Source organism: Arsenicicoccus cauae (assembly GCF_009707125.1).
GTDB classification, from domain to species: domain Bacteria; phylum Actinomycetota; class Actinomycetes; order Actinomycetales; family Dermatophilaceae; genus Arsenicicoccus; species Arsenicicoccus cauae.
The window spans coordinates 21,250-46,399 of sequence record NZ_WLVL01000017.1 but is presented as its reverse complement, the minus strand read 5'-3'; the positions used below and the strand labels follow the sequence as shown (position 1 = coordinate 46,399).

The following is a 25,150-nucleotide window of genomic DNA, read 5'->3' as shown; positions in this document are numbered from 1 at the left end:
GTGGCTGCTCAGGCCGACGGGCGGGGCTTGAGGGCGCGCGACCGCCCCCGGAAGTGCGCGATCAGCTCGCCGTCGCCCTCGCGCGTGACGGTGACGTCGGTGATCCCGTTGCGGCCGTAGCGGGTCCGCTCGACGCCTTCGGCGAGCAGCACGTCACCGAGGGCTGCCGACCGCACGAAGTCGATGTCGCAGCCCGCCGCGACGGTCAGCTCGCCGCCGGCGTTGCAGACGAGGGCGAAGGTCGAGTCGGCGAACGTGAAGATGTAGCCGCCGTGCATGATCCGGTGGCCGTTGACCATGGTCTCGGTGACGGCCATGCGGGTGCGGGCCCGGCCGAGGCGACCGTCGTGGTCGACCGAGACGAGCTCGATGCCGAGGTGGCGCGAGGCGCCGTCGTCGTCCCACATCGTGCGGACGTGGGACAGGTCGGGATCCAGCATGCGACTCCTTCGTCGAGACCTACCGGGGGTAGGGGCATCAGCCTGGGGGACGGAGGCCGGTCGATGCCCCTACCCCCGGTAGGGGCATCAGCCTGGGGGACGGAGGCCGGTCGATGCCCCTACCCCCGGTAGGTCCTGGCTGAGGGCCTTGGAGGGACGGTAGCGGCCACCAGGGTAGATCTCGGCCAGCTCCTCCAGCTGCGCCTTGATCACGTCGAAGCCGATCTCGCGACCCCACTCGATCGGCCCGCGCGGGTAGTTGGCGCCGAGGCGCATGGCGGTGTCCACGTCCTCGGCGGTCGCCTCACCACGCACCACGACCGCGAGTGCCTCGTTGACCAGCATGGCCAGCGTCCGCGCGACCGGGTCCGTCCGCACCGGGCCGCCCACGAGCCGCTCCACCGCGGCCTCGTCCGGCGACGCGTCCACCGCCTGGTCGCTCTCGTCATACCGATAGACGCCGTGTCCGGTCTTGCGCCCCAACGCTCCTCGAGCCACGAGGTCCTGCTGGTATGCCGTGGGCTCGTAGCGCGCGTCGTGGTCGGTCTGCTCCCACACGGACGTCCCGACGGCGAGGTTGACGTCCTGCCCGATCAGGTCCGTGAGCTCCAGCGGCCCCATCCTGAAGCCGGCCCCGCGCAGCGCCGCGTCGATGGTGGCCGCGTCCGCGATGCCCTCGGCGACCATCCGCTGGGCCTCGCCGTAGAACGGCCGGGCGACCCGGTTGACGATGAATCCCGGTGTGCTGGCGCAGCGCACGGGCGTCTTGCCCCACGCGCGCACGAGCTCGCAGGCGTCGTCGACCGAGTCGGTCCCGGAGCGGGCTCCGCGCACGACCTCGACCAGCCTCATCAGTGGCGGGGGGTTGAAGAAGTGCAGGCCGATGATCCGATCGGGGTGAGCGATCCCCTCGGCGATCGCCGTGATCGACAGCGAGGAGGTGTTGGACGCGAGGATGGTGTCCGCGTCCTGCCGTGCCGCGAGAGCGGCAAAGATCTCACGCTTGACCTCGAGGTCCTCGACGACCGCCTCGATCACGAGTCGGCAGGAGGGCAGCGTCCGCAGGTCCTCGGCGACCCCCAGGCGGCCGCCCGCCGCAGCGGCCTCGTCGGCGCCGATCCGGCCCTTGTCGGCGAGGCGGCCCAGCGTCGACCGCAGCCGCTCGACCGCCTCCTGAGCAGCACCGTCGCGGGCGTCGACGAGCACGACCTCGTGCCCCGCCTGCGCGGCCACCTGGGCGATCCCCGACCCCATCGCACCGGCCCCGACGACCGCGACCATCCCCGGTGCGGGCGTGGTGCCGGACTGCTCGCTCGCGTGGTCACTCATGCACGCATCGTGGCACGTCGGCAGCCTCGCGGCGAGGTGAACCCCTCGTTACGATCGGCACGTGACCACCCAGGCAACGACGCCCAGCCACCCACTCCTCGACGCCCACGCGGCCACCCTCGACGAGGCCGCCGAGGCCCTGCGCACCCGCAGCTTCTACTCCCGCTACCCCGCCTCGCCGAGCCCCCGCGTCTACGGCGAGGGCTCCGCGGAGGCAGGGCAGAGCGCCTACGAGGCGCGGCTCGGCGCGGCCTTCACCGAGCTCGACGACCAGCCCACCACGGGCGAGCGGGTGGGCGACGAGGTCTCGCCATACGGCCCCACCCTCGGGATCACCTATCCCGTCCTCGACCTCGACGAGGCCCTGCCGGCAGCGCGCGCCGCGGTGCGGGCCTGGCGCGACGCGGGCCCCCGCGTCCGCGCCGCCGTCTGCGTCGAGATCATCGACCGGCTCAACACGCGGTCCTTCGAGATGGCGGGCGCCGTGATGCACACGAGCGGCCAGCCGTTCGTGATGAGCTTCCAGGCCGGCGGGCCCGAGGCGCAGGACCGCGCCCTCGAGGCCGTCACCGCCGCCCTCGTCGAGCAGGAGCGCCTCCCCTCCTCCGTCATCTGGGAGAAGCCCGCCAAGGGCGAGCCCCTGCGCCTGCAGAAGGACTACAAGGTCGTCGGCCGCGGCGTCGGCCTGGTCATCGGCTGCAACACCTTCCCGACCTGGAACGCCTACCCCGGCATCTTCGCCTCGCTGGCGACCGCCAACGCCGTGGTCGTCAAGCCCCACCCGCGCGCCATCCTGCCCCTCGCCATCACGGTCGCCGTGTGCCGCGAGGTGCTGGCCGAGGCCGGCTTCGACAAGGCCCTCGTGCAGCTGGCGGCCGACCGCGACGGCGGCACGCTCGCCAAGGATCTCGCCGAGCGCGACGAGATCGCGATCATCGACTACACGGGTGGGCCGGCCTTCGGCGCCTGGCTGGAGACCGAGGCGGCCGCGCGCGGCAAGCTCGTCTACACCGAGAAGGCCGGCGTCAACACGATCGTGGTCGACTCCACCGACTCGCTGAGGTCGACCCTCGGCAACCTCGCGTTCTCCCTGTCCCTCTACTCCGGGCAGATGTGCACCGCCCCGCAGAACATCTACGTCCCCAAGACCGGCATCGACACCGACGAGGGCCACCTGTCCGCCGACGAGTTCGCCGACCGGCTCGGTGCGGCGGTCGCGCGCTTCAACGGCGACGACGCCAAGGCCGTCGAGATCCTCGGCGCCACCGTCAACGACCGGGTGCGCTCCAACGTCGCGTCTCTCGCCGAGATCGCCGCCGAGGGGGAGGGGCGGGTCGTGCTCGACACGCGTCCCGTCACCCACCCGAGCTGGCCGGACGCGGTCGTGCGGACGCCCGGGATCGTGCAGCTCGACGTCAGGCACGAGGACGTCTACACGCAGGAGTACTTCGGGCCCGTCTCCTTCGTGATCGCCACCGAGTCGACCGAGCAGTCGCTCGCCCAGCTCGCCGACACGGTGGCCGAGCACGGCGCGATGACGGCGGCGGTCTACTCGACGTCGGAGGCCGTGCTGGAGGAGGCGCGGGAGGCGGCGGCCGACGGTGGCGTCGCGCTGTCGGAGAACCTCAACGGTCAGGTCTTCGTCAACCAGACCTCGGCGTTCTCGGACTACCACGGGACGGGCGCCAACCCGGCGGCCAACGCGGCCTACTCCGACGCGGCGTTCGTGGCCAACCGGTTCCGCGTCATCACGAGCCGCCGCCACGTCTGACCTACCCCCGGTCGTCACATCGGCCGGGCTTCGTTCGCCAGGCTGATGTTCCTACCCCCGGTCGTCACATTGGCCGGGCTTCGTTCGCCAGGCTGATGTTCCTACCCCCGGTCGTCACATTGGCCGGGCTTCGTTCGCCAGGCTGATGTTCCTACCCCCGGCGGGTCTTGCCCGCCCAGCCCGTATGCCGACCGCCCGCCGCCTCGCGGATCCCCGCGAGGCGGCGGGCGGACCGGCATACCGGCAACCGCCCACTACGTGACGGCTCGACCTAGGCTGCTAGGCATCGACGCTCGTGGAGGAGACCCTCATGCCCGAGGCAACGCTGGAGTTCATCGGCACCGCGACCACCCTGCTGCGGATCGGCCCGTTCACGGTCCTCACGGACCCTAACTTCCTGCATCGCGGGCAGTACGCCTATCTCGGCAAGGGCCTGGTCAGCCGTCGCCGCACCGAGCCCGCGATGACCCCCGCCGAGCTGCCCGAGCTCGACGCGATCGTCCTGTCCCACCTGCACGGCGACCACTTCGACCGGGTGGCGCGCCGCGAGCTGCGCCGGGACGTGCCCCTGCTGACGACCCGCCAGGCGGCGCCGAGGCTCGAGCGGTGGGGCTTCCCCGCGCGGGGGCTGCCACGGTGGGGCTCGCACCTGCTCGAGCGGGACGGCGTGGGCCTCACCGTCACGGCGACGCCCGGCCGCCATGCCCCCGGCCCCGCCCAGGCGTTGCTGCCGCCGGTCATGGGCTCGGTGCTGGAGCTCGACACGGGGTCAGGCGCGCCGTTCCGGGCCTACGTCACCGGCGACACCCTCTATCGCCGCTCCCTGCGCCGCGTCGTCGACCGGCTCGGCCCGATCGACGCGATGGTCATCCACCTCGGCGGGACCCGAGTCCTCGGGCTCCTGGTCACGATGGACGACCGGCAGGGTGCGCGGCTCGTCCGGACCGTGCAGCCGGCCGTGACGGTGCCGATCCACTACGACGACTACGGCGTGTTCCGTTCTCCGCTCGAGGACTTCGAGCAGCGCTGGGCGCGCGAGGGGCTGCCCGGCGAGCTGCACCTCGTGGCGCGCGGCGAGACTGCCTCGCTGCGGCCGGACTGACGCGGTGGGTGCTCGCCGGCTTGAAGACCTTTCTCGAGACGGGGCGCCCCATGGCCGGCTCCGGCTCCTGACCTACCTCAGGTAGTCACACCCGCCCGGGTTGGACGGCCCCTACCCCCGGTAGTCACATTCGCCGGGCTTCGTCCGCCAGGCGGATGTTCCTACCCCCGGCGGGTCTTGCCCGCCCAGCCCGTATGCCGACCGCCCGCCGCCTCGCAGGTCCCCGCGAGCCGGCGGGCGGTGCGTCATACGGCCGACGTCCGCTCACCGGCTGAGCGCGTCACGTCCCGCCTCCTCCATCCGATCGACCGCGTCGACGGGGTCCCGCTGGGCCGCGACGGGGTGGCCGCGCGGGGGCATCGGGGCTGCGTCGGGGCTGCTGAGGTCAGCCGACCACCTCAGGTTTGCCTGAGGTCACCCGCCGTAGACGAGCGGCTCGTACTCGCGGTGCCGCTCGATCCACCCCTTGATGAACGGGCAGGTCGGCTTGACCTTGCGGGTCCCCTGCTCGCGCACGTCGTCCAGGCCGTAGCGCGCCAGGGCGCTGCCGACCCCCTTGCCCTCGAACGCCGGGTCCACCTCGGTGTGGGTGAACTCGGCGAGGTCGTCGGTCAGCTGGTATTCGGCGAAACCGGCCAGCTCCCCGTCGATCCGGGCCTCGTAGCGGTGCTGCTCGGGGTTGTTGGTGACCTGGACGTCGGTCATGTCAGTCCTCTCCTCGCGTGCGGGATGTGCTGTCTGCTCGACCTTAGCCGCGGCAGGCTCACCCGTCCTGACGGTGGGCTCGTGCGCGACCGGGAAGCTCACCGACCGTGCGATGAAGCACAGGCCGGCACGTGGCGGCGACTCGGTGTGGTGGTGGGCGGGTCGGCATACACGCACATCCCGCACGCGCGCACGATCAGCCGGCCTCCGGATCATCGACCTGGGGGACGGAGGCCGGCCGATGCCTCTACCCCCGGTAGGTCTTGCGGGAGCGGTAGGCCTGGACCGCCATGCGGTTGCCGCAGCCGCGGTCGCAGTAGCGGCGCGAGCGGTTCTTGGACAGGTCGATGATCACACCGTCGCAGTCCTCGGCCTCGCACACCCGCAGCCGGTCCAGCTCGCCGGAGCGCACCACGTCCACCATCGCCATCGCGGACTCGACGGCGATCCGGTGCGCCAGCGGAGCGGAGCTCGAGATGGCGTGCAGGTGCCAGTCCCACCAGCCCTCGTGGCGCACGACCTGCGGGAGCGCCTGGTGGCGGGCCAGCAGGTCGTTGACCAGGCCGACCACGCCCTCCTCGTCGAGCTCCCACAGGCGGTGCAGCTCCCCGCGCAGCGCGAGCACCCCCGCCAGCTCGGCCGCGTCGTGCGCCCGCGCCCCCGTGTAACCGAACTGGCCCACGAACTCCTCGAGGTCCTCCAGTGTGCTCAGCGTCGCCGGCTCGACGCCCGTGTTGACCAGCGCGGCCATCGATACCAGAGCGTCGCGGGTGTCATGGGCAAAAGTCATATTGACTCCTTACTCGGCCCAGGTCTAGTGTCACTAGCGTAAACCCACTTCGCTCATGACGCCCGCTGTCGTGCGTCACGACAGTCGTGCCTCGAAGCCCCCGAGAGGAGTGCCCATGACCGCCATGACCCGCACCACCGACCCGACCGTCACGGACCCGATCGTCGCTCACCCCACCGTCACGGACCCCGTCGTGGACGCTCTCCGCCTCGGCGACGTCGACGTCGACCCGCTGCCTCCGGTCCCCGACGAGCTGGCCACCGAGCGGGTCACCGAGCGGGCCACCGAGCACCCCGCTCGCACCCGCCCCCGCGGCGTCTCCCGTGGTCTGGTCCTCGCCCTGATCTCGGCCGTCGGCTTCGCCACCTCGGGATCCTTTGCCAAGGCGCTGCTCGAGGCGGGCTGGAGCCCGGGCGCCGCCGTCACCGCCCGCATCGCGGGTGCCGCGCTCGCCCTCGGCATACCGGCCCTGTGGTTGATGCGGCACCGGCTGCGCGCCTTCGTCGACAACGCCGGCGTGATCATCGCCTATGGCGTGGTCGCCGTGGCCGGCAGCCAGCTGTTCTACTTCAACGCCGTCACGCACCTGTCGGTCGGCGTCGCGCTCCTGCTGGAGTACCTCGCCCCCGTCCTCATCGTCGGCTACGTCTGGCTGCGCACCCGACGCACCCCGGCCCCGGCGACGCTGCTCGGCGCGACCCTGTCCATGGCCGGGCTCGCCCTGGTCATCGACCTGTTCGGCGGCATCGGCATCGACCCGGTCGGGCTCCTGTGGGGACTCGCCGCCGCCTGCTGCAACGCCACCTACTTCCTGCTCGCCGCCCGCGACACCAAGGGTCTGCCGCCCATCGCCCTCGCGGCCGGCGGCATGGTCGTCGGCGGCGTGGTGCTCGCTCTGGTGGGCGTGGTCGGCCTCGTCCCCATGGTCGCGACGACCCGACCCGTGGCCCTCGCCAGCATGACGGCGCCCTGGTGGGTGCCCGTCCTCGGCCTGGTCCTGCTCGCCGCGGCGGTGGCCTACGGCTTCGGCGTCGCCGCGACCCGGAGGCTCGGCTCGACCGTCGCGTCCTTCGTCGGGCTGACCGAGGTGGTGTTCGCGGTGCTCATCGCGTGGCTCCTGCTCGGCGAGCTCCCGGGCCTCGTCCAGCTCGCCGGTGGGGCGCTGATCCTCGCGGGTGTTGCGGCCGTCAAGATCGGGGAGTCGCGGGCATGATGGGGACGTGCCCTCGACCCGCCGTCCCCTGACCCTGCGCGCGACGCAGTCCGTGCTGCGTGGTGTCGCACGCCTGCCCCGGCCGGTCCTGCGTCTGGTCGCGGGCCGGCCGCGGCGCGTCGACGGCCATACCCTGCGCACGGACGTGCAGGTGGCGCTGCGCCTGCTCGACCTGGCCCCCGGCAGCGACGCCGCCGAGCTGACCCCGGACCAGTGGCGCGCCGAGATCGAGACCGAGGCCTGGCTCTTCGGCCATCAGCCGCACGTCGCGTCCGTCCGCGACGGCTCGCTCCCGGGGCCCGCCGGCCCGATCCGCACCCGCACCTACGACCCCTCGCCGGGCGAGCCCGCCCCCGGGGTGGTCGTCTACCTCCACGGCGGCGGCTTCGTGGCCGGTTCCCTCGACAGTGCCGATCCCGTATGCCGATTCGTCGCGCGCTATGCCGGTCTGACCGTCGTCTCGGTCGACTACCGCCTGGCGCCGGAGGCGCCCTTCCCGTGCGCGGTCGAGGACGCGGTGGCGGCGTTCCGGCACGTGCGCGACCACCGCGACGAGCTGGGCGGTGACGGCTCGACCCCGGTCGCCGTCATGGGCGACAGCGCCGGCGGCAACCTCGCCGCCGTCGTGTGCCACCGCACCGTCGAGGACGAGGCCGGCGGCCCGGACCTGCAGGTGCTGCTCAACCCCGTCACCGACTGGTCGCGCAAGTCGCGGTCCTACGCGCTGTTCCCCACGGGCTACTTCCTCACCGAGGCCACCATGGACTGGTACGCCTCGCACTACCTGCGCGAGCCCGAGCAGGCCCGCCACCCCGACGCCTCGCCGCTGCTCGCGCGCCACCTCGGCGGGCTGCCCCCGGCCTACGTCCTGGTGTCGGCCTTCGACGTGCTGCGCGACGAGGCCCTGGCCTACGCCGCGCGTCTCGAGGAGGCCGGGGTGCCGGTCACGCTCCGGGTCGACGAGGACGGCACGCACGGCGACATCAACGCCATGGGCGTCTCGCGCACCAGCCGTGACCTCGTCATCGAGGTGGCCGAGGCCGTGCGCGACCTGCTGGTGCGCCGATGATCGCCCGCGAGATCGGCGACGGGATCGTCGAGCTCGACCTCACCGGTCACTCGCCCGACGACCTCGCGGGGATCGACGCGCTGCGCGACGAGGTCGCCGCGGGGATCGCCGACGGGTGGCGCCGGGTGCAGACGCTGCACGACCCCGACGACGTGGTCACGCACCGCCTGGCGGCTCGGCTCGGCCTGCGGCACGAAGGCACCCTGCGCGGCATCGGTCCCGGCCACGGGGACCGCGTCGTCATGGCTCGGCTGGCGGCCGACCCCGGCCCCGAGACGCGCGAGGGCTTCCTCGGCGTGCTCGACACCACGATGCCCACCAAGCGCAACATCGCCCAGACGCTGCTGCGCGACCCGGACGGCCGCGTCCTGCTCTGCGAGCTCACCTACAAGCGTGAGTGGGACCTGCCGGGCGGCATCGTCGACCCGGGGGAGCCGCCGTCGACGACCGCCGAGCGCGAGGTCGCCGAGGAGCTCGGCCTGGACCTGCCGGCCCGTGAGCTGCTGGCCGTCGACTGGCTCCCGCCCTACCGAGGGTGGAGCGACGCCACCTTGTTCGTCTTCGACGGCGGCGTGCACCCGGCCGACCTCGTGGGCCGGGTCACCTTGCAGCCGCGCGAGATCCGCGCCCTGCACTGGGCCACGCCCGAGCAGGTGCGGGAGCACTGCGCCGCGTATGTCGTGACCCTGCTGGAGCACCTCGCCGCCACGCCGGTCGGCAGCGGCACGGCATACCTCGTCGACGGCCGCCCGCGCGCCTGACACCCACGGCCGACCCTCCCAGCACCGGCCCCTCCACCGCCGGCCCGCTCCAACGCACGACGGGGACGTTCATGCCCGCCAGGCGAGCACGAAGGTCCCCGTCGTCACGGGAGGCGGGGAGGGGGGATCAGAGCTCGTCGGGGTCGGGCAGCAGGATGTTGAGCAGCAGCGACACGAACGCCACGACCAACGCCCCCAGGATCGCGTCCCAGAAGAAGCTGTCGACCCGGAAGTCCAGGCCGAGCGGACCCGCCAGCCACGACGTGAGCTGGAGCATCAGGGCGTTGACCACCCACGTGAACAACCCGAGCGTGAGGATGATCGCCGGCCAGCTGAAGAACTTGACGACCGGCTTGACGACCGCGTTGATCAGGCCGAACACGACGGCCACCAGCAGGATCGACAGCAGGCGCGTGGCGAGGGACGGCTTGTCCTCGCCCAGGTGGATCCCGGAGACGACCACGGCCGCGACCCAGAGCGCGATGCCGTTGACGAGGGTCTTGATCGCGAGGTTCCTCATGGCCATATGGTGACATGTCGACCCCCGCATATGGTGGTGCCATGACCGCAGCCGACGCCGCCACCAGCGAGCTCAGCCCCGACCGCGACGACGCGGCCACCCCCGAGAGCGAGGTGCGGCTGCGCGAGACCCTCGCCGCCGTGCCCGCCTACGTCCCGGGACGCCCGGCGCCCGAGGTCCCCGGCCTGAGGACCTACAAGGTCAGCAGCAACGAGAACCCCTACCCCCCGCTGCCGAGCGTGCTCGAGGTCATCGCGGCCTCCGCCACCACGGTCAACCGCTACCCCGACATGGCGGTGACCGAGCTGACCCAGGCGTTGGCGGACTTCCTCGGCGTGCCCAACGACCACATCAGCACGGGCACCGGCTCGTCGGCCGTCCTCACCCAGCTCGTGACGGCGACCTGCGGCCCGGGCGACGAGGTCGTCTATCCCTGGCGGTCCTTCGAGCTCTACCCCATCGTCACCGCGCTCGCCGGCGCGACGAGCGTGCAGGTGCCGCTCACCGCCGACCAGCGCCACGACCTCCCGGCGATGGCCGCGGCGATCACCGACCGCACCCGCCTGGTCATCGTCTGCACACCCAACAACCCCACCGGCCCGTCGGTCCACGCCGACGAGCTGGAGGCCTTCCTCGCGCAGGTGCCGCCGCACGTCCTGGTCGTCATCGACGAGGCCTACCTCGAGTTCGTCCGCGACCCGGCGACGCCGGACGCGATCGAGCTCTACCGCAACCACAGCAACATCGCGGTGCTGCGGACCTTCTCGAAGGCCTACGGCCTCGCGGGCCTGAGGGTCGGGTATGCCGTGGCGCCCTCCGAGGTCGCGGCGGCCCTGCGCAAGTGCGCCCTGCCGTTCGGCGTGTCGAGGATCGCCGAGGACGCCGCGGTCGCCAGCCTGGGCCTGTTCGCCGAGCTCGACGAGCGGGTGCAGGCACTCGTCACGGAGCGTGATCGCGTGACCACCGGTCTGGCGGAGCAGGGATGGCGCCTGCCCGACACCCAGGCCAACTTCGTCTACTTCCCGGTGGGGGAGCACTGCGCCGAGCTCGCCGAGGCCCTGCGCGAGGCGGGACTCGTGGTCCGGCAGTACGGCACCGACGGCGTCCGCGTGACCATCGGTGAGGAGGAGGCCAACACCCGCCTGCTGGAGGTCGCGGACCGTGTCCGCCCCCGCGTCCAGCCGGGTGACTAGTCCGCAGTGACGGTTTGCCCCAGGTTCACTTGTCGGTGACCCGGGCGTGACTCCACCATGGTGAGCATGGGGACATCCGGGCCTGGAGGCAGGCCGTCGAGCCGACAGGAGGGGGCGGCCTGGGGGCCGGCCCTCGCCCTGTCGGCCCTCGGTGTGTCCGCCACCCTCGGCCTGGCCGGGCTCTCCCTGAGCACCGCCCCCGGCGTCCTGGACGGGGTCCTCGACGGCGGCACGAGCACGTCGTCGGGCACGTCGTCGGCCGGCGGGACGGCCTATCAGCCCGGGGGGCCGGCCGAGGTGCTCACCGCCCAGGGCCCGTCGGTCTCACGTGCGCTCGTCGCGCAGCAGGCCCAGCGCCCGGAGGCGCCGGCGCCGGCTGCCGAGCCGCTCGAGGGCATCGTCCTGCTGTCTGCCGCCCCCCGGGGTCAGGTGCTCGAGCAGACCGTGATCGAGCCGGCGCAGGAGCGTCTGGAGGCGCTCGCGGCCCTGCGCCCGCTGCTCGATGTGGCAGAGCCGCTCACCGGCGTCGACGCCGACGAGGTGCTGGCCTCCATGGCCGAGCTCCCGCCCGTCCTCGCACCTGAGGCCGCACCCGCCTCCGACGAGTCCGCGATCGCCTCCTCGCCGGTCATCGCGCAGGCGCCGACGACGCCGGACCGGACGCCCACCCCGCAACCGTCCGAGGGCCCTCCCGACGAGCCCGCCCCAGAGACCGGGGGTCCGATCTCACGCCGCATGCCCAAGCCGCCCGACGAGACCACGACGCCGACCGACCCGACGCCGGGGACCACGGACCCGACGACGGCGCCCGGCTCCACCCCCACCGACCCGGGCACGACGCCCACCGACCCGGGCACGACGCCCACCGACCCGGGCACGACGCCCGCCGATCCGGGCACGACGCCCGCCGACCCCGGATCGAAGAGCCCCACCGGCCCGACCACGCCCTCGACGGCGACCGCCACCGCCGCCACCCGGAGCGCCCCCTCGGCAGGCGCGACGGCCACGGCGGGGGCGACGGCCTCGGCGGGGGCCTCGACGAGCGCCCCGGCGCCCGGCCTGCCCTGACCCGACGGGCGACACCGGTCCGCCGGGCAGGTACGCTGCCCTCGCCAGGCCCAAGCGTCCGACGGGACGTGTTGACCGCCACGAGCAACCGGACCGGGCCGTCGTCACGACGAGGCGCCCGCACCGGGGCGGTGACCCCGTCCCTCGTGGCCCCGAACCAGGCCGGAGCAGCGACCCTGCCCGGCCCCAAGGATCGAAGGAGATCGCAGATGAGCGACAACGTCGTCGCCCGAGAAGGCGCCAGAGACGCCTACGGCGGGCCGGAGATGGTCCAGCTGCTCACCCCCGAGGGGGAGCGGGTCGACCACCCGGAGTACTCCCGCTACCTCGACGGGCTGGCCGACGAGGACCTGCGCGGGTTCTACCGCGACATGTTCCTCGTCCGTCGCGTGGACACCGAGGGGACCGCGCTGCAGCGCCAGGGCGAGCTCGGCCTGTGGGTCTCGCTGCTCGGTCAGGAGGCCGCCCAGATCGGCGTGGGCCGGGCCATGCGCAAGCAGGACTACGCGTTCCCCGGCTACCGCGAGCACGGCGTCGGCTGGTGCCGCGGGGTTCAGCCCCTGCAGGTGATGTCGCAGTTCCGCGGCGTCGACCAGGGCGGCTGGGACCCGAACGAGGTCGGGATGCAGCTCTTCACGATCGTCATCGGCAACCAGGTGCTCATGGGCACGGGCTACGCGATGGGGATCACCCTCGACGGCGACGTGGGCACGGGCGACCCCGACCGCGACGCCGCCGTCGTCGCATTCTTCGGCGACGGCGCCACCGCCCAGGGCGACGTCAACGAGTCCTTCGTCTTCGCCGGCGTCAACAACGCCCCCATCGTCTTCTTCTGCCAGAACAACCAGTGGGCCATCTCCGAGCCCAACGAGCGCCAGACCCGTGGCCCGCTCTACCACCGCGCCAACGGCTTCGGCTTCCCCGGCATCCGGGTCGACGGCAACGACGTGCTGGCGTCATACGCCGTCTCCAAGGCCATGCTCGACCGAGCCCGCGACGGCCAGGGCCCCTCGTTCATCGAGGCCTTCACCTATCGCATGTCCGCGCACACGACCTCGGACGACCCCACCAAGTACCGCGTCGACGCCGAGGTCGAGGTGTGGAAGCACCGCGACCCGATCCAGCGGCTGCGCGCCTACCTCACCCGGTCGGGCAAGGCGGACCAGGGCTTCTTCGACGACCTGGAGCGCGAGGCCGACGCCTTGGCCGAGACGATCCGCGCCGGGACGGTCGGCATGCCCGACCCCGACCCGCACGGCATGTTCGACCACGTCTACGTCGAGCCCGACCACGCCCTGATCGAGCAGCAGCGCGCGGAGTTCGCTGCCTACGCCGCGAGCTTCGAGGACTGAGCGATGACCAAGCTGACCATCGCCAAGGCCATCAACGCCGGTCTGCGCGCCGCCATGGAGCGTGACCCCAAGGTCATCGTGTGCGGAGAGGACGTCGGCAAGCTCGGCGGCGTCTTCCGCATCACCGAGCACCTGCAGAAGGACTTCGGCGAGCACCGGGTCATGGACTCGGCCCTGGCCGAGTCCGGCATCATCGGGACGAGCGTCGGTATGGCGCTGCGCGGTTACCGCCCCGTCGCGGAGATCCAGTTCGACGGCTTCGTGTACCCGGCGTTCGACCAGATCGTGTCCCAGGTCTCCAAGATGCACTACCGCTCGCGCGGCAGACTCCGGCTACCCATGGTGATCCGCATCCCGATGGGTGGCGGCATCGGCGCCGTCGAGCACCACAGCGAGTCCAACGAGGCCTACTTCGCCCACACCGCGGGGCTGCGCACCGTCTTCGTCTCCAACCCCGAGGACGCCTACTGGGGCATCCAGCAGGCGATCGAGTCCGACGACCCGGTGATCTTCTACGAGCCCAAGCGCCGCTACCACGAGAAGGGCGAGGTCGACCTCGAGGCCACGTCCGCGCCCCGAGGCCTCTACAGCGCCAACGTGATCGTGCCCGGCACCGACGTGACGGTCGTGTGCTACGGCCCCATGGTCAAGACCTGCATCCAGGCCGCCGCGGCCGCCGCCGAGGAGGGCACCTCGCTGGAGGTCATCGACCTGCGCTCGGTCAGCCCGCTCGACATCGACACCGTGGCCGCGTCGGTCGAGCGCACCGGTCGGCTGGTCGTGGTGCACGAGGCGGCGTCCTTCCTCGGGCTCGGCGCCGAGATCGCCGCCCAGGTGCAGGAGCGCTGCTTCTACCACCTCGAGGCGCCGGTCCAGCGCGTCACCGGCTATTACCTGCCCTACCCGCCCTCGAAGTACGAGGAGCACTTCCTGCCCGACCTCGACCGCGTGCTCGACGGCGTCGACCGCGCCCTGTCCCACTGACCCGAGAGGAGCGAATTCACATGGCAATCAAGAAGTTCAACCTCCCGGACCCGGGTGAGGGCCTGCTCGAGGCCGAGATCGTGACGTGGAAGGTCAAGGAGGGCGACGCCGTCAAGGTCAACGACATCGTCGTCGAGATCGAGACCGCCAAGTCCCTCGTCGAGCTGCCCATCCCGTGGGCCGGCACCGTGGCCCAGATCCTCGTCCCCGAGGGCGAGACCGTCGACGTCGGCACCCCGATCATCGCCATCGAGGACGGCACCGGTGGCGGCGCCCCCGCCGAGCCCGACGACGCGTCGGCGGCCGCCGCCCAGGCCCAGGTCAACGAGGCCACCGGGACGGGCGACGACGCCACCCCCAAGGAGGAGCGCGTCGCGGTCCTGGTCGGCTACGGCCCCAAGGTGACCGACGCCAAGCGGCGACCCCGCAAGCATCAGCGCGGCCCGCTGCCCACCGCCAGCGAGACCAAGGACCCCGAGACCTGGGGCGGCTTCGCCACCGTCGCCGCCGTCACCGAGATGACTCACCCGACCGTCGTGGACCCGCACGGCGTGCAGGTGCAGGTCACCCAGCCCCAGGCTGCGGGCGGCAAGGCCCTGGCCAAGCCCCCCGTCCGCAAGTACGCCAAGGACAAGGGCGTGGACCTCGCCCTGATCCGCGGCACCGGCAACGACGGCGCGATCACCCGCGCCGACGTCGACGCCTACCTGGCCGGAGGCGCGTCGGGGGCGGCGGCCCAGGGGGCCGGCGCGCCGAGCCCCCAGCCGGGTCAGGCGGCGGGCGCTGCGGCATACGGCACCGCGGAGCGCGAGGTGCGCATCCCGATCAAGGGCGTGCGCAAGGTGACCGCGCAGGCGATGGTCGGGTCGGCGTTCACGGCGCCGCACGTCACGGAGTTCATCACGGTGGACGTCTCGGAGACGATGGCGCTGGTCGAGCGGCTCAAGCGGGACAAGGAGTTCAAGGACGTCCGCGTCTCGCCGCTCCTGGTCGTCGCCAAGGCGCTGATCGTGGCCACCCGTCGCAACCCGGGGGTCAACGCCACCTGGGACGAGGCGGCGCAGGAGATCGTGCACAAGAACTACGTCAACCTGGGGATCGCGGCTGCGACCCCGCGCGGGCTGATGGTGCCCAACATCAAGGACGCCGACCGCCTGACGATGCTGGAGCTGGCGCAGGCGATGGGCTCGCTCGTCGAGACCGCGCGGGCCGGCAGGACGCAGCCCGCCGAGATGTCCGGCGGCACCATCACGATCACCAACGTCGGCGTCTTCGGCGTCGACACGGGCACGCCGATCATCAACCCCGGCGAGAGCGCGATCCTGGCGTTCGGGGCAGTGCGACGGCAGCCGTGGGTCGTGACGGCGGCCGACGGGTCGGAGACGATCGAGCCGCGCTGGGTCACCCAGCTGGCCCTGTCCTTCGACCACCGGCTGATCGACGGTGAGCTCGGGTCAAGGTTCCTGGCCGACGTCGCCAAGGTGCTGGAGGACCCGGCTCGCGGGCTGGTCTGGGGCTGAGCGGTCCTGGCCGTATGACGGTTGCGGGGTCGGCGCGTGGGCGCCGGCCCCGCCTCACGTTGGCCCTCGTCTCGGCTGCTCCCCGTCTGGGTGGCTGCTCTTCGTCTGGGTGGCGGTCCACCGTGTGGGTGGCCGCTGCCGGTCTTGGGCTGCAGCAGGAGACGGCCGCTGGAGGGCAAGACGCAGGACGAACGGCGCGACGCAGGACGAACGGCGCGACGGCCGCGACCGCCTCGCCCGCGTCGACCGAGCCCGGCAGGTCAGCGCAGGACGATCGTGCGGTGCCCGTCGCGGATGATCCGGTGCTCGGCGTGCCACTCCACCGCGCGTGCCAGCACCTGCGTCTCCACGTCGCGGCCGATGGCGACCATGCGGTCCGGCGACGCCCAGTGGTCGACGCGGGCGACGTCCTGCTCGATGATCGGGCCCTCGTCGAGGTCGGCGGTCACGTAGTGCGCGGTCGCCCCGATCAGCTTGACGCCGCGGGCGTGCGCCTGGTGGTAGGGCTTGGCGCCCTTGAAGCTCGGCAGGAACGAGTGGTGGATGTTGATGGCGCGCCCGTCCAGCGCGCGGCACAGGTCGTCGGACAGGACCTGCATGTAGCGCGCGAGCACGACCAGGTCGACGTCCAGCTCGCCGACCAGCTCCAGCAGGCGCCCCTCGGCCTCGGGCTTGGTCTCGCGGGTGACGGGGACGTGGTGGAAGGGGATGCCGTAGCCCTCGACGAGCGTGCGGAAGTCCTCGTGGTTGGACACGACGGCGGGGATCTCGACGTTGAGGGCGCCGAGGCGTGCGCGAAAGAGCAGGTCGTTGAGGCAGTGCCCGAAACGGCTCACCATGAGCAGCGTGCGCGTGGGGCGGGCTGCGTCGTGCAGCTCGAAGCTCATGCCGAACCGCCCTGCGACCCAGGTGAACTCCTCGCGCAGCCGGTCCAGGTCCCGCACCGGCCCGCTGAACTGCACCCGCATGAAGAACGCGTCGTCGAGCGTGTCGCCGAACTGGCTCGACTCGACGATGGTGCACCCGTGCTCCACCAGGAACCCGCTCACCGCGTGGACGATGCCGACCGTGTCGGGTCGGGAGGTGACGGTGAGGACATAGGTCGGGTCGGTGGTCGCCGTGGTCACGGGAGCGTCTCCTGCGGGGGTCGTGTCTGGGGCCCCCTACTGTGCCCGATGAGGTCCCTGGCCGCTGGGACGTCCGCGAGCGGGACGGCGCAGCGCGTCGACGCGACGGTGGGGCGGGTGTCAGCGGTGCAGCAGAGACCTCAGCCGGGACACCGGCGTCGGCCGGGCCGGGGGGCGGCGGTGGACGCTCACGGCGTAGTCGCCGCCGTCGAAAGGCTGCCGGTCCCAGGTGGCGTAGCGCTCGACGAGCTCCAGGTCGGCGCCCGAGCAGGCGTCGTCGTAGTCCTCGAGGCTCACCGACGGGATGCCCTCGGGCAGGTGCTGGGCGTCCAGGCCGAGCCCGGCGACGACCAGCCCCTGGGGCTTGAGGACGCCCCGCAGGGTGCACATGACCTCGTCGAGGGTGCCGGGGGCGAGCAGGGGGATGGCGTTGCCCGCCAGGACGACCACGTCGAAGCCCGCGCCGATGATGCCCTGCGGGATGTCGAGCTCGGCGAGGTCGCTGAGCCAGAAGGGGATCCGCGGGTTGCGGTCGGCGGCGACGCGGAGCAGGGACAGGTCGGCGTCGACCCCGACGACGGGGTGCCCGAGCTCGGCGAGGCGCAGGGCGACCCGACCGGTGCCGCAGCCGGCGTCGAGGACGCGGCCGCCCTCGGGCAGGAGGGAGGCGACGAGCTCGGCCTCGCCGTGCGGGTCTGCGCTGGTCTCGACGCTCATGCCTGGCACTGTATGCCGAGCGCCCGCCGCTGCACCACGAGAGGGGTGCGGCGGCGGGCGCTGCTGGAGGATCGACCGAGCGGGGTCGGCCGATCAGCGGGTGGCCGGGTCGGACGCGCGGTGACGACCCCGGCGGTGAGGGTCCAGCCCGGCGGTGTCCAGGTGGTCCCACGTGTCCTGCAGCTCGTCGAACGTGTGGCCACCGCTCTCGAACGCCGCGGCGTCGAGCAGGAACTTCTCCAGGCTGTCGTGCAGGCGCTTGTCCGACTCGGAGGCGTCCTCGCCCAGCGGCAGGAGGCCCCGCTCGGACTGGGCCTGCTGCGCGGCCATCGCGGCCTGGGCCGACTGGCTGGACAACGTGAGGTCGGGGAGGAACGCGAGGACCACCACCCCGATCCCGCAGACGATGGCGCCGAGGAAGAAGACCAGGTCCATCGACTCGGAGAAGCCGACCTTGATGGGGTGGGCCAGCGCCGGGTGCAGGGCGTTGATGACGGAGGAGTCGTTGCCGATGTTGCCGAGGCTGCCTGCGCCCTGGCCGCTCGCCACGGACCGGACGAAGGCCGCGGACTGCGGGGAGTAGGCCGAGACGGCCGGGTCGCGCAGGGCGGCGACGAAGGTCGGGTCGGACGCGGCGGCCGTGAAGGCGTCGGCGATGCGGTCCGCGAGGGAGTTGAACAGCACGGACAAGAAGATCGCGACGCCGAGCGTCCCACCGATCTGCCGGAAGAAGGTGGCGGAGGAGGTCGCCATACCCATCTCCCGCGGCTCGACCGCAGCCTGCACGGCCAGCGTGAGGGGCTGCATCGTGTTGCCGAGCCCGAGGCCGAAGAAGAACATCAGCGTCATGACCCAGACCAGGCTGCTGTCCGCGGTGATCCGCGACAGGGCGAACAGCACGGCTGTCATCAGCGTCACCCCGATGAGGGGGAACATCTTGATCTTGCCGGTGCGGCTCATGAGCTGGCCCGAGACGATCGAGGCGAGCATCATGCCGACGACCATCGGGAGCATCTGGAAGCCGGACACCATCGGGGTGGACCCGTGGACGATCTGCAGGTAGAGCGGGATCGTCATCATGCCGCCGAACATGCCGGCGCCGATCACGAAGCCGCCGGTCAGGGCGATCACGATGGTGCGGTTGCGAAAGATGCGCAGGGGGATGAGCGCGTCGTCGCCGGCGCGGGACTCCGACCAGACGAAGGCCGCGATGCCCGCCAGGCCGACGGCGAAGCAGGTCAGGGAGGCGGCGGAGGTCCAGCCCCACGTCCGTCCCTGCTCGGCCACGAGCAGCAGCGGCACGAGGCCGATGATGATCGTCGTGGCGCCGGCCCAGTCGATGCGGGCCTTGCGGGGGGTGTGGTTGAGGTGCAGCGTCGCCATGACGGCAGCGAAGGCGATCAGGCCGATCGGGACGTTCATGAAGAAGATCCAGCGCCAGCCGGCGAGGCCGAGGATCGACTCGCGCTCGGCGAAGAAGCCGCCGAGGACCGGGCCGATGACGCTCGAGGTGCCGAAGACCGCGAGGAAGTAGCCCTGGTACTTGGCCCGCTCGCGCGGCGGGACGACGTCACCGATGATCGCAAGGGCCAGCGACATCAGGCCACCGGCGCCGAGGCCCTGGACGGCGCGCGCTGCGGCGAGCTGGTACATCGTCTGCGGGATCGTGCACAGCAGCGAGCCGGCGACGAAGATCGTGATGGCCGAGAGGTAGAACCGCTTGCGGCCGTAGATGTCGGACAGCTTGCCGTAGATCGGGGTCGAGATCGTCGACGTGATCAGGTAGGCCGTGGTGACCCAGACCTGCTGGTCCAGGCCGTGCAGGTCGTCGGCGATGGTCTTGATCGCGGTGCCGACGACGTTCTGGTCGAGAGCGGCGAGGAACATCCCGGCCATGAGGCCGAGGATGATCGTGACGATCTGCTTGTGCGAGAGCTCCCCGGTCGCCGCCGGGGTCGGGCTGGTGCTGGCCATCAGGCTCCTTGGGAGTGCAGGTGACGCTCGACGGCGTCGGCATATCGGTCGAGCAGGCCGCTCAGGGCCTGGATGTCGTGGGGCTCCCAGTCGTGCAGGATCTGGGCGAGCCGGGTGGCGCGCTCCTCGCGCAGTCGTAGGACGAGCTCCCGGCCGGTCGCGGTGATCACGATGACCTGGGCCCGGCGGTCGCGGTCGTCCGCCTGCTTGGTCACCAGGTCGAGCGCGGTGAGGGCACTGACCTGTCGACTGGTGGTGGAGACGTCGAGGTGGCAGGCCGCCGCCAGGTCGGAGACCCGGCGTGGCTGGTCGTGGGCGGCGAAGAGGACGGGCAGCGCAGCATGCTCGATCCCGGGCATCGGGAGGGGGGAGCTGTGCTTGAGGACGATGCTCGCCTTGGCCGCCCGGGTGATGCTGGCCCCGAGGTCGGTGGTGGGGCCGAGCAGGTGCTCAGGTGCGGGGTGCGGCGTATTCATTTGCTTGCAGCATACAACTATGTGGCTGAAGGCTCAACTTCTGTCCTCGCCGCGTGGGGGCTCGGAGGCGTGGGGGCGTGGGGGAGTGGGGCGCGGAGGCGCCAGGGGGTCAGGGCGTGAAGCTGAGGCTCGCCAGGACGCGACGGGCGACCGCCTCGTCGCCCCCACCGACCGTGTAGGTCACCTGGTCCACCGTGCGGCGTCCTGCAGCGAGCCGCTCGAACGCGCTGGTGGACAGCTTGGCGGTGGTGATCTGCGTGGAGGGGTCGATGGCCCGCATCGTCGTCGTGGTGCTGCCCGCTGCCTGCTGGTCCCCCTCGCCGCCGAACAGCACGACCCCGTGCGGCCGCGGGTCCTCGGCCGTCCCGTCCTCGACCCGCACGCCGATGCGCGCGGTCACGGGACCGGTGAGCTCGAGGATCACGGTGTCGCCGACGGGCACCTCGGCGCGGCGCGCGATGGCCTGCGGGACGGTGCGCACCGCCCGCGCCACGAAGACCGCGGCGGCGGGGGAGTCCAGGTTGCCCGGCTCGTCCAGAGCCGCGCGGATGTCCTGCTCGTGCACCCAGATGTCCATGGTGCGCATCCGCAGCAGCTCGCCGACGGTGGTGGGCTCGTCCCGCATGCCGGCCACGATGGAGTCCAGCTCGAGCCCCGGGCTGCCCACGGTCGCGATGCGACGACTCAGGACGTACTCCAGCTCCCGCACGACGTCGACCCCCGCCCGTGAGCGGCGAGCCTCGACGCCGACCTCCATGAACCGGCCGAGGTCGTTGCGGATGTGGTCATGGTCGGGCACCTCCACGTGCGGCTCCGGCAGGCCCTCGAGGTGGGACTCGAGGGCCACGACGTGGGAGATGTGGTCCTTGACCGTCCAGCCGGGGCAGTCGGTGGGCAGCGCGAGCTGCTCGTCGGTGAGCCCGCGGCCCAGGTCGGTGACGGCCTGCGCGGTGTGCGCGAACGCGGTGACGAGGCCGGGCAGGTCCGTGGGTGGTGCCGGGTGGATGGGCATGGCCCCACCCTAACGACGGGGGCAGCGGATCGCGCCCCTGCGTCGCCTTAGTCTGGAGGGGTGAGCAGCACCCAGGTCGCCTCCCCGTCCGCGCCCCACCAGGACGATCACCGGGAGGCCCGTCCGGTGATCGCCGCGGTCCCCCTCGCGGGGGCGCTGGTGGCGCTGCTGGCCGGTGGCCTGGCGACGGGTGCCTTCACCGAGCTGGCGACCGGCCTCGGTGACGCGGGACCGTCGGTGCGGTGGGGGCTGCCGCTGGTCCGGGCCGTCCACGACGTCGCGCTCGCCGCCACCGTCGGGCTGCTCCTCGTCGGCACCATGCTCGTGCCCGACGACCGCGCGGGGACCCGGCGGGTGGCGGCGGCCCGCGCGGCCAGCCTCACGGGGATGGTCTGGGTCGTGGCCGGACTGGCCGGGGTCGTGCTGACCTTCGCCGACGCGGCGGGGATGTCTCCTGCGGACCCGCAGTTCGGCGACCAGTTCGGCGCGTTCGCGATGAGCTTCGACGCCATCCGGGCCACGGTCGTGTCGTCGCTGATCGGCATGGTGGTCACCACCGGCGCGGCGGTCGGCCGCTCCCGCTACACCCTGGCCTGGATGCTCTTCCTCGGCCTGGTCGCCCTCTTTCCCCTCGGCCTCGCGGGTCACGCCGCCGGGTCGGTCGCCCACGACACCGCCGTCACCTCCCTGCAGTACCACCTCCTCGGCGCCGTCCTGTGGCTCGGTGGCCTGCTCGGGATCCTCGTCCTACGGCCGGTGCTGCGCGGCCGCGACCTCGGCGTCACCGTCGAGCGCTACTCCCACGTGGCCACCTGGTCGCTGGCGTTCGTGGCGCTGTCCGGCGTGCTCAACGCCGCCGTGCGGGTCGGCTCGTGGCGGGGGCTCGCGTCGTCATACGGGCTGATCATCGGGCTCAAGCTCCTCCTGCTCGTGGCCCTCGCCCTGGTCGGCCTGCGGCAACGGCGCGCGTATGTCGCTCGCTTGCGCGAGAACCCCGCGCTGGCCGCCGGATTCGCGAGGTTCGCCGCCATCGAGCTCGCCGTCATGGGCCTCGCCGTCGGGCTCGGGGTGGCCCTCTCCCGCTCGGCCCCACCCGTCCCCGAGATCCAGGCCGGCATCTCGGCGGCCGAGTCGCTCACGGGCTACCCGGCGCCGGCCGCGCCCCACGGGTGGTCCTGGCTGACGACCTGGCGCGTCGACTGGCTGTGGCTGTCCCTTTCGCTGCTCGCCGTCGGTCTCTACCTCCGCGGCGTGCGGGTGCTGCACCGCCGCGGCGACCGCTGGCCCGTCACGCGCACCCTCGCCTGGCTGGCCGGCCACGCGGCCTTCCTGCTCGCGACGCAGGGCGCGCCCGGGGTGCTCGGCAAGGTGTCCTTCTCGTGGCACATGTCGATGCACATGGCGCTGATGATGGGCGTCCCGATGCTGCTGGTCCTCGGCGCGCCGTCGACGCTGGCGCTCCGGGTGCTGCGCCCGCGTCACGACGGGTCCTTCGGTCCGCGCGAGCTGCTCGTGGCGGCCCTCGGGTCCCGCTGGGTGGGGTTCATGGCCAACCCGCTGGTGGCCGCGATCAACTTCTACGCGAGCCTGATCGTCTTCTACTTCACGCCGTTGTTCGAGCTGGCGCTGCGCACGCACACCGGGCACGTGCTCATGGTCGTGCACTTCGTCCTCGCGGGCTACGGCTTCGCGTGGGTGCTGATCGGGGTCGACCCGGGCCCCCGCAAGTGGCCAGCCCCCGGCCGCCTGGTCCTGCTCCTCGGGACGCTGGGCTTCCACGCGTGGTTCGGGATCGCCGTGATGTCGGGGACGACGCTGCTGGCGCCCGCGTTCTACGAGGCGCTGCAGCTCGGCTGGGGCTGGAACCTCCTGCAGGACCAGCAGGACGGCGGCGCCATCGCGTGGGGGATCGGCGAGCTCCCCACGATGATCCTCGCGCTGCTGGTCGTGGCCGACTGGGTGCGGTCGGACTCGCGCGAGAGCCGCCGCTACGACCGCGAGGCGGACCGCGACGAGGACGCGGAGCTGCGGGCCTACAACGAGCGGCTGGGCCGGATGGCCGGCCCCGACCAGACCCACCGGGGGTAGGTTTGCCTGCCATGACTGATCGTCGTGCCCGCGTCCGCGCCCCCGAGCTCGTCGGCCGGGGCTGGCTCAACACCGGCGGGCGCGAGCTCACCCTCGCCGAGCTGCGCGGCAAGGTGGTCGTCCTGGACTTCTGGACCTTCTGCTGCGTCAACTGCCTCCACGTCCTGGACGAGCTGCGGCCCCTGGAGCAGGAGCTCGCCGACAGCCTGGTGCTGGTCGGCGTCCACTCGCCCAAGTTCGTGCACGAGGCCGACCCCGACGCGCTGGGCGCCGCCGTCGAGCGCTACGCCGTGCACCACCCCGTCCTCGACGACCCGGACCTGGTCACCTGGCAGGCCTACGCCGCGCGCGCCTGGCCGACCCTCGTCGTCATCGACCCCGAGGGCTACGTCGTCGCGTCCATGTCGGGGGAGGGGCACGCGCACGGCCTCGAGGTCCTCGTCCGCGAGCTGCTCGCCGAGCACGACGCCAAGGGGACCCTCCGCCGCGGGGACGGCCCGTACGTCGCCCCGCCGCCGCCCACCTCGCCGCTGCGCTTCCCCGGCAAGGCGGTCGCGCTCGACGACGGCTCGCTGCTCGTCTCCGACACCGCGCACCACGAGATCGTCCGGCTGGCACCCGACCTCGTGACCGAGCAGAGACGGTATGCCTCCCACCCGCCCCTCGCGGAGCCGCAGGGCGTGCTGCTGCTGCCGCGCGACGTGGCCGCCCGCACCGGTGTCGACGTCGCGGTCGCCGACAGCGTCAACCACCAGGTGCGGGGTCTCCACCTGGCGTCGGGGGAGTGGACCACCCTGGCGGGCACCGGCTCCCAGCTGCGCGAGCGCACCGGCGGTGGGCCCGCGCTCGCGCAGGACCTGTCGACCCCGTGGGACCTCGCCTGGTGGCAGGACCGCCTGGTCGTCGCCATGGCCGGCACCCACCAGCTGTGGTCGCTCGACCTGCGAGCCGACCCGCAGGACAACGAGGTCCAGGTGCTGGCCGGCACGTCCGCCGAGGGGATCCGGGACGGGGAGGGTGCTGACTGCTGGTTCGCGCAACCGTCCGGGCTCGCCGTCTCCGCCGACGGCGAGGTGCTGTGGGTGGCCGACTCGGAGACGTCGGCGTTGCGCCGCGTGACCGTGGTCGGCGGCGCCGGCCCGGGCCTCGAGGTCAGGGTCGAGACCGTCGTCGGGCAGGGTCTGTTCGACTTCGGCCACGTCGACGGCCAGGCCGACGACGCGCTGCTGCAGCACCCCCTCGGGGTGGCCGTCCTGCCCGACGGCTCGGTCGCGCTGGCCGACACCTACAACGGCGCCGTGCGTCGCTACGACCCCACCACCGGCGAGGTGTCCACGCTGCTCGGTGACCTGGCAGAGCCGAGCGACCTGGTGGTCGAGGATGACCAGACCCTGCTCGTGGTCGAGTCGGCGGCGCACCGGGTCGAGCGGGTCGGCATACCGGCCGTGGCCCGCCGCGTGCAGGGGGTGGCGCACACCACCCAGCGGCCTCCCACCGAGCTCGCGCCCGGAGCGGTGGACCTGGTGGTGGACTTCGTGCCTCCGACCGGGCAGAAGCTCGACCTGCGCTGGGGGGACCCGACGCAGCTGATGGTGTCGAGCTCGCCCGCGGCCCTGCTGCGTGAGGGCTCCGGCACGGCCCAGGGCTTGACCCGGCGGCTCGAGCTGGATCCTCGGGTGGGCGACGGCATCCTGCACGTGTCCGTCCGCGCCGCAGCCTGCGACGGCGACCCCGTCACCGGCGAGATGCCCGAGCATGCGGCGTGCCACCTCTATCAGCAGGACTGGGGCATCCCGGTCGTCCTCGTGGCGGGCGCCGCGGGCGTCCTGTCCCTCGATCTGCGGGGCGCCTGACCGCCATACGGGTGATCGATTGACCACAAGTGATCGAAGGCAACCCACTGGGTGCCTACTGTCGTGTTCACCTCAGCACCCTGCTG

Annotated in this window: 22 protein-coding genes; 12 read left to right on the top strand and 10 right to left on the bottom strand. The window is 72.5% G+C overall.

Going from position 1 to position 25,150, the window contains the following annotated elements; translation table 11 throughout:
• Positions 1 to 8 precede the first annotated feature (8 nt).
• Both paaI and GGG17_RS03650 read right to left on the bottom strand, forming a co-directional pair.
• Complete coding sequence (gene paaI, locus GGG17_RS03655) at positions 9 to 440, bottom strand: hydroxyphenylacetyl-CoA thioesterase PaaI (protein WP_230082649.1); 432 nt, start codon at positions 438 to 440, stop codon at positions 9 to 11.
• Positions 441 to 527: 87 nt separating this feature from the next.
• A complete protein-coding gene (locus tag GGG17_RS03650) occupies positions 528 to 1,769 on the bottom strand; it encodes a 3-hydroxyacyl-CoA dehydrogenase NAD-binding domain-containing protein (protein ID WP_154592427.1) in 1,242 nt (413 codons plus the stop codon).
• Between the two features lie 61 nt (positions 1,770 to 1,830).
• Here GGG17_RS03650 and paaN point away from each other — a divergent pair, with 61 nt between their 5' ends.
• Positions 1,831 to 3,540: a phenylacetic acid degradation protein PaaN gene (gene paaN, locus GGG17_RS03645; protein WP_311966394.1), complete on the top strand. Its 1,710-nt coding sequence runs from the start codon at positions 1,831 to 1,833 to the stop codon at positions 3,538 to 3,540.
• Positions 3,541 to 3,850: 310 nt separating this feature from the next.
• Positions 3,851 to 4,642, top strand: a complete 792-nt coding sequence (locus GGG17_RS03640; RefSeq protein ID WP_154592426.1) for an MBL fold metallo-hydrolase — start codon at positions 3,851 to 3,853, stop codon at positions 4,640 to 4,642.
• Between the two features lie 414 nt (positions 4,643 to 5,056).
• Here GGG17_RS03640 and GGG17_RS17315 read toward each other — a convergent pair whose 3' ends face one another.
• Both GGG17_RS17315 and GGG17_RS03630 read right to left on the bottom strand, forming a co-directional pair.
• The gene (locus GGG17_RS17315) at positions 5,057 to 5,563 is read right to left on the bottom strand and encodes a GNAT family N-acetyltransferase (RefSeq protein ID WP_375804498.1); all 507 of its coding nucleotides are present in this window, start codon (positions 5,561 to 5,563) and stop codon (positions 5,057 to 5,059) included.
• Between the two features lie 31 nt (positions 5,564 to 5,594).
• Positions 5,595 to 6,137: a CGNR zinc finger domain-containing protein gene (locus GGG17_RS03630; protein WP_154592424.1), complete on the bottom strand. Its 543-nt coding sequence runs from the start codon at positions 6,135 to 6,137 to the stop codon at positions 5,595 to 5,597.
• A 115-nt stretch (positions 6,138 to 6,252) separates the two neighbouring features.
• On the opposite strand from GGG17_RS03630, the gene GGG17_RS03625 reads away from it, so the two are divergent.
• From GGG17_RS03625 to GGG17_RS03615, 3 genes are read left to right on the top strand one after another with little or no spacing between them, the layout of a single operon-like run.
• Positions 6,253 to 7,350: an EamA family transporter gene (locus GGG17_RS03625; protein ID WP_195849102.1), complete on the top strand. Its 1,098-nt coding sequence runs from the start codon at positions 6,253 to 6,255 to the stop codon at positions 7,348 to 7,350.
• 7 nt (positions 7,351 to 7,357) lie between these two features.
• Positions 7,358 to 8,419 carry an alpha/beta hydrolase gene (locus GGG17_RS03620; RefSeq protein WP_289033561.1) on the top strand — a complete coding sequence of 354 codons (1,062 nt, stop codon included), beginning with the start codon at positions 7,358 to 7,360 and terminating at the stop codon, positions 8,417 to 8,419.
• Positions 8,416 to 9,180: an NUDIX domain-containing protein gene (locus GGG17_RS03615; protein ID WP_230082648.1), complete on the top strand. Its 765-nt coding sequence runs from the start codon at positions 8,416 to 8,418 to the stop codon at positions 9,178 to 9,180. The genes GGG17_RS03620 and GGG17_RS03615 overlap by 4 nt, the downstream gene beginning before the upstream one ends.
• 127 nt (positions 9,181 to 9,307) lie before the next feature.
• On the opposite strand, the gene GGG17_RS03610 is transcribed toward GGG17_RS03615, so the two are convergent.
• Positions 9,308 to 9,700, bottom strand: a complete 393-nt coding sequence (locus GGG17_RS03610; protein WP_154592422.1) for a phage holin family protein — start codon at positions 9,698 to 9,700, stop codon at positions 9,308 to 9,310.
• Positions 9,701 to 9,741: 41 nt separating this feature from the next.
• Between GGG17_RS03610 and hisC the strand changes: the two genes are divergently transcribed.
• The 5 genes from hisC (at position 9,742) to GGG17_RS03585 (ending at position 15,817) form a co-directional block, all read left to right on the top strand.
• Entirely contained in the window at positions 9,742 to 10,893 is a 1,152-nt protein-coding gene (hisC, locus tag GGG17_RS03605) for a histidinol-phosphate transaminase (RefSeq protein WP_154592421.1), read from the top strand.
• Between the two features lie 66 nt (positions 10,894 to 10,959).
• Positions 10,960 to 11,961 (top strand): hypothetical protein, encoded by a 1,002-nt coding sequence (locus GGG17_RS15935; RefSeq protein WP_195849101.1) that lies wholly within the window; start codon positions 10,960 to 10,962, stop codon positions 11,959 to 11,961.
• A 209-nt stretch (positions 11,962 to 12,170) separates the two neighbouring features.
• Positions 12,171 to 13,313: a pyruvate dehydrogenase (acetyl-transferring) E1 component subunit alpha gene (gene pdhA, locus GGG17_RS03595; RefSeq protein ID WP_230082647.1), complete on the top strand. Its 1,143-nt coding sequence runs from the start codon at positions 12,171 to 12,173 to the stop codon at positions 13,311 to 13,313.
• 3 nt (positions 13,314 to 13,316) lie between these two features.
• Positions 13,317 to 14,297 (top strand): alpha-ketoacid dehydrogenase subunit beta, encoded by a 981-nt coding sequence (locus tag GGG17_RS03590; protein WP_154592420.1) that lies wholly within the window; start codon positions 13,317 to 13,319, stop codon positions 14,295 to 14,297.
• Positions 14,298 to 14,317: 20 nt separating this feature from the next.
• Positions 14,318 to 15,817 carry a dihydrolipoamide acetyltransferase family protein gene (locus GGG17_RS03585; RefSeq protein WP_154592419.1) on the top strand — a complete coding sequence of 500 codons (1,500 nt, stop codon included), beginning with the start codon at positions 14,318 to 14,320 and terminating at the stop codon, positions 15,815 to 15,817.
• 260 nt (positions 15,818 to 16,077) lie between these two features.
• Here GGG17_RS03585 and purU read toward each other — a convergent pair whose 3' ends face one another.
• The 5 genes from purU to GGG17_RS03560 form a co-directional block, all read right to left on the bottom strand.
• Positions 16,078 to 16,944 (bottom strand): formyltetrahydrofolate deformylase, encoded by an 867-nt coding sequence (purU, locus tag GGG17_RS03580; RefSeq protein ID WP_288798936.1) that lies wholly within the window; start codon positions 16,942 to 16,944, stop codon positions 16,078 to 16,080.
• A 120-nt stretch (positions 16,945 to 17,064) separates the two neighbouring features.
• Positions 17,065 to 17,661 carry a class I SAM-dependent methyltransferase gene (locus GGG17_RS03575; RefSeq protein ID WP_154592418.1) on the bottom strand — a complete coding sequence of 199 codons (597 nt, stop codon included), beginning with the start codon at positions 17,659 to 17,661 and terminating at the stop codon, positions 17,065 to 17,067.
• Positions 17,662 to 17,754: 93 nt separating this feature from the next.
• Complete coding sequence (locus GGG17_RS03570; RefSeq protein WP_154592417.1) at positions 17,755 to 19,635, bottom strand: MDR family MFS transporter; 1,881 nt, start codon at positions 19,633 to 19,635, stop codon at positions 17,755 to 17,757.
• On the bottom strand, positions 19,635 to 20,111 hold the full coding sequence (locus tag GGG17_RS03565; protein WP_154592416.1) for a MarR family winged helix-turn-helix transcriptional regulator: 477 nt from the start codon (positions 20,109 to 20,111) through the stop codon (positions 19,635 to 19,637). The genes GGG17_RS03570 and GGG17_RS03565 overlap by 1 nt, the downstream gene beginning before the upstream one ends.
• A gap of 109 nt (positions 20,112 to 20,220) precedes the next feature.
• Positions 20,221 to 21,123 (bottom strand): maleylpyruvate isomerase family mycothiol-dependent enzyme, encoded by a 903-nt coding sequence (locus GGG17_RS03560; protein ID WP_154592415.1) that lies wholly within the window; start codon positions 21,121 to 21,123, stop codon positions 20,221 to 20,223.
• 60 nt (positions 21,124 to 21,183) lie between these two features.
• On the opposite strand from GGG17_RS03560, the gene GGG17_RS03555 reads away from it, so the two are divergent.
• Both GGG17_RS03555 and GGG17_RS03550 read left to right on the top strand, forming a co-directional pair.
• A complete protein-coding gene (locus tag GGG17_RS03555) occupies positions 21,184 to 23,211 on the top strand; it encodes a bifunctional copper resistance protein CopD/cytochrome c oxidase assembly protein (protein ID WP_311966393.1) in 2,028 nt (675 codons plus the stop codon).
• 11 nt (positions 23,212 to 23,222) lie between these two features.
• Complete coding sequence (locus GGG17_RS03550) at positions 23,223 to 25,064, top strand: NHL domain-containing thioredoxin family protein (protein ID WP_154592414.1); 1,842 nt, start codon at positions 23,223 to 23,225, stop codon at positions 25,062 to 25,064.
• Positions 25,065 to 25,150 lie beyond the last annotated feature (86 nt).

What these genes read in the sequence shown, in the direction of transcription:
- paaI (WP_230082649.1), bottom strand. Translation starts at nt 440, where the DNA reads ATGCTGGATCCCGACCTGTCCCACGTCCGCACGATGTGGGACGACGAC.
- GGG17_RS03650 (WP_154592427.1), bottom strand. Translation starts at nt 1,769, where the DNA reads ATGAGTGACCACGCGAGCGAGCAGTCCGGCACCACGCCCGCACCGGGG.
- GGG17_RS03640 (WP_154592426.1), top strand. Translation starts at nt 3,851, where the DNA reads ATGCCCGAGGCAACGCTGGAGTTCATCGGCACCGCGACCACCCTGCTG.
- GGG17_RS17315 (WP_375804498.1), bottom strand. Translation starts at nt 5,563, where the DNA reads ATGATCCGGAGGCCGGCTGATCGTGCGCGCGTGCGGGATGTGCGTGTA.
- GGG17_RS03630 (WP_154592424.1), bottom strand. Translation starts at nt 6,137, where the DNA reads ATGACTTTTGCCCATGACACCCGCGACGCTCTGGTATCGATGGCCGCG.
- GGG17_RS03625 (WP_195849102.1), top strand. Translation starts at nt 6,253, where the DNA reads ATGACCGCCATGACCCGCACCACCGACCCGACCGTCACGGACCCGATC.
- GGG17_RS03615 (WP_230082648.1), top strand. Translation starts at nt 8,416, where the DNA reads ATGATCGCCCGCGAGATCGGCGACGGGATCGTCGAGCTCGACCTCACC.
- GGG17_RS03610 (WP_154592422.1), bottom strand. Translation starts at nt 9,700, where the DNA reads ATGAGGAACCTCGCGATCAAGACCCTCGTCAACGGCATCGCGCTCTGG.
- hisC (WP_154592421.1), top strand. Translation starts at nt 9,742, where the DNA reads ATGACCGCAGCCGACGCCGCCACCAGCGAGCTCAGCCCCGACCGCGAC.
- GGG17_RS15935 (WP_195849101.1), top strand. Translation starts at nt 10,960, where the DNA reads ATGGGGACATCCGGGCCTGGAGGCAGGCCGTCGAGCCGACAGGAGGGG.
- pdhA (WP_230082647.1), top strand. Translation starts at nt 12,171, where the DNA reads ATGAGCGACAACGTCGTCGCCCGAGAAGGCGCCAGAGACGCCTACGGC.
- GGG17_RS03590 (WP_154592420.1), top strand. Translation starts at nt 13,317, where the DNA reads ATGACCAAGCTGACCATCGCCAAGGCCATCAACGCCGGTCTGCGCGCC.
- GGG17_RS03585 (WP_154592419.1), top strand. Translation starts at nt 14,318, where the DNA reads ATGGCAATCAAGAAGTTCAACCTCCCGGACCCGGGTGAGGGCCTGCTC.
- GGG17_RS03575 (WP_154592418.1), bottom strand. Translation starts at nt 17,661, where the DNA reads ATGAGCGTCGAGACCAGCGCAGACCCGCACGGCGAGGCCGAGCTCGTC.
- GGG17_RS03570 (WP_154592417.1), bottom strand. Translation starts at nt 19,635, where the DNA reads ATGGCCAGCACCAGCCCGACCCCGGCGGCGACCGGGGAGCTCTCGCAC.
- GGG17_RS03565 (WP_154592416.1), bottom strand. Translation starts at nt 20,111, where the DNA reads ATGAATACGCCGCACCCCGCACCTGAGCACCTGCTCGGCCCCACCACC.
- GGG17_RS03560 (WP_154592415.1), bottom strand. Translation starts at nt 21,123, where the DNA reads ATGCCCATCCACCCGGCACCACCCACGGACCTGCCCGGCCTCGTCACC.
- GGG17_RS03550 (WP_154592414.1), top strand. Translation starts at nt 23,223, where the DNA reads ATGACTGATCGTCGTGCCCGCGTCCGCGCCCCCGAGCTCGTCGGCCGG.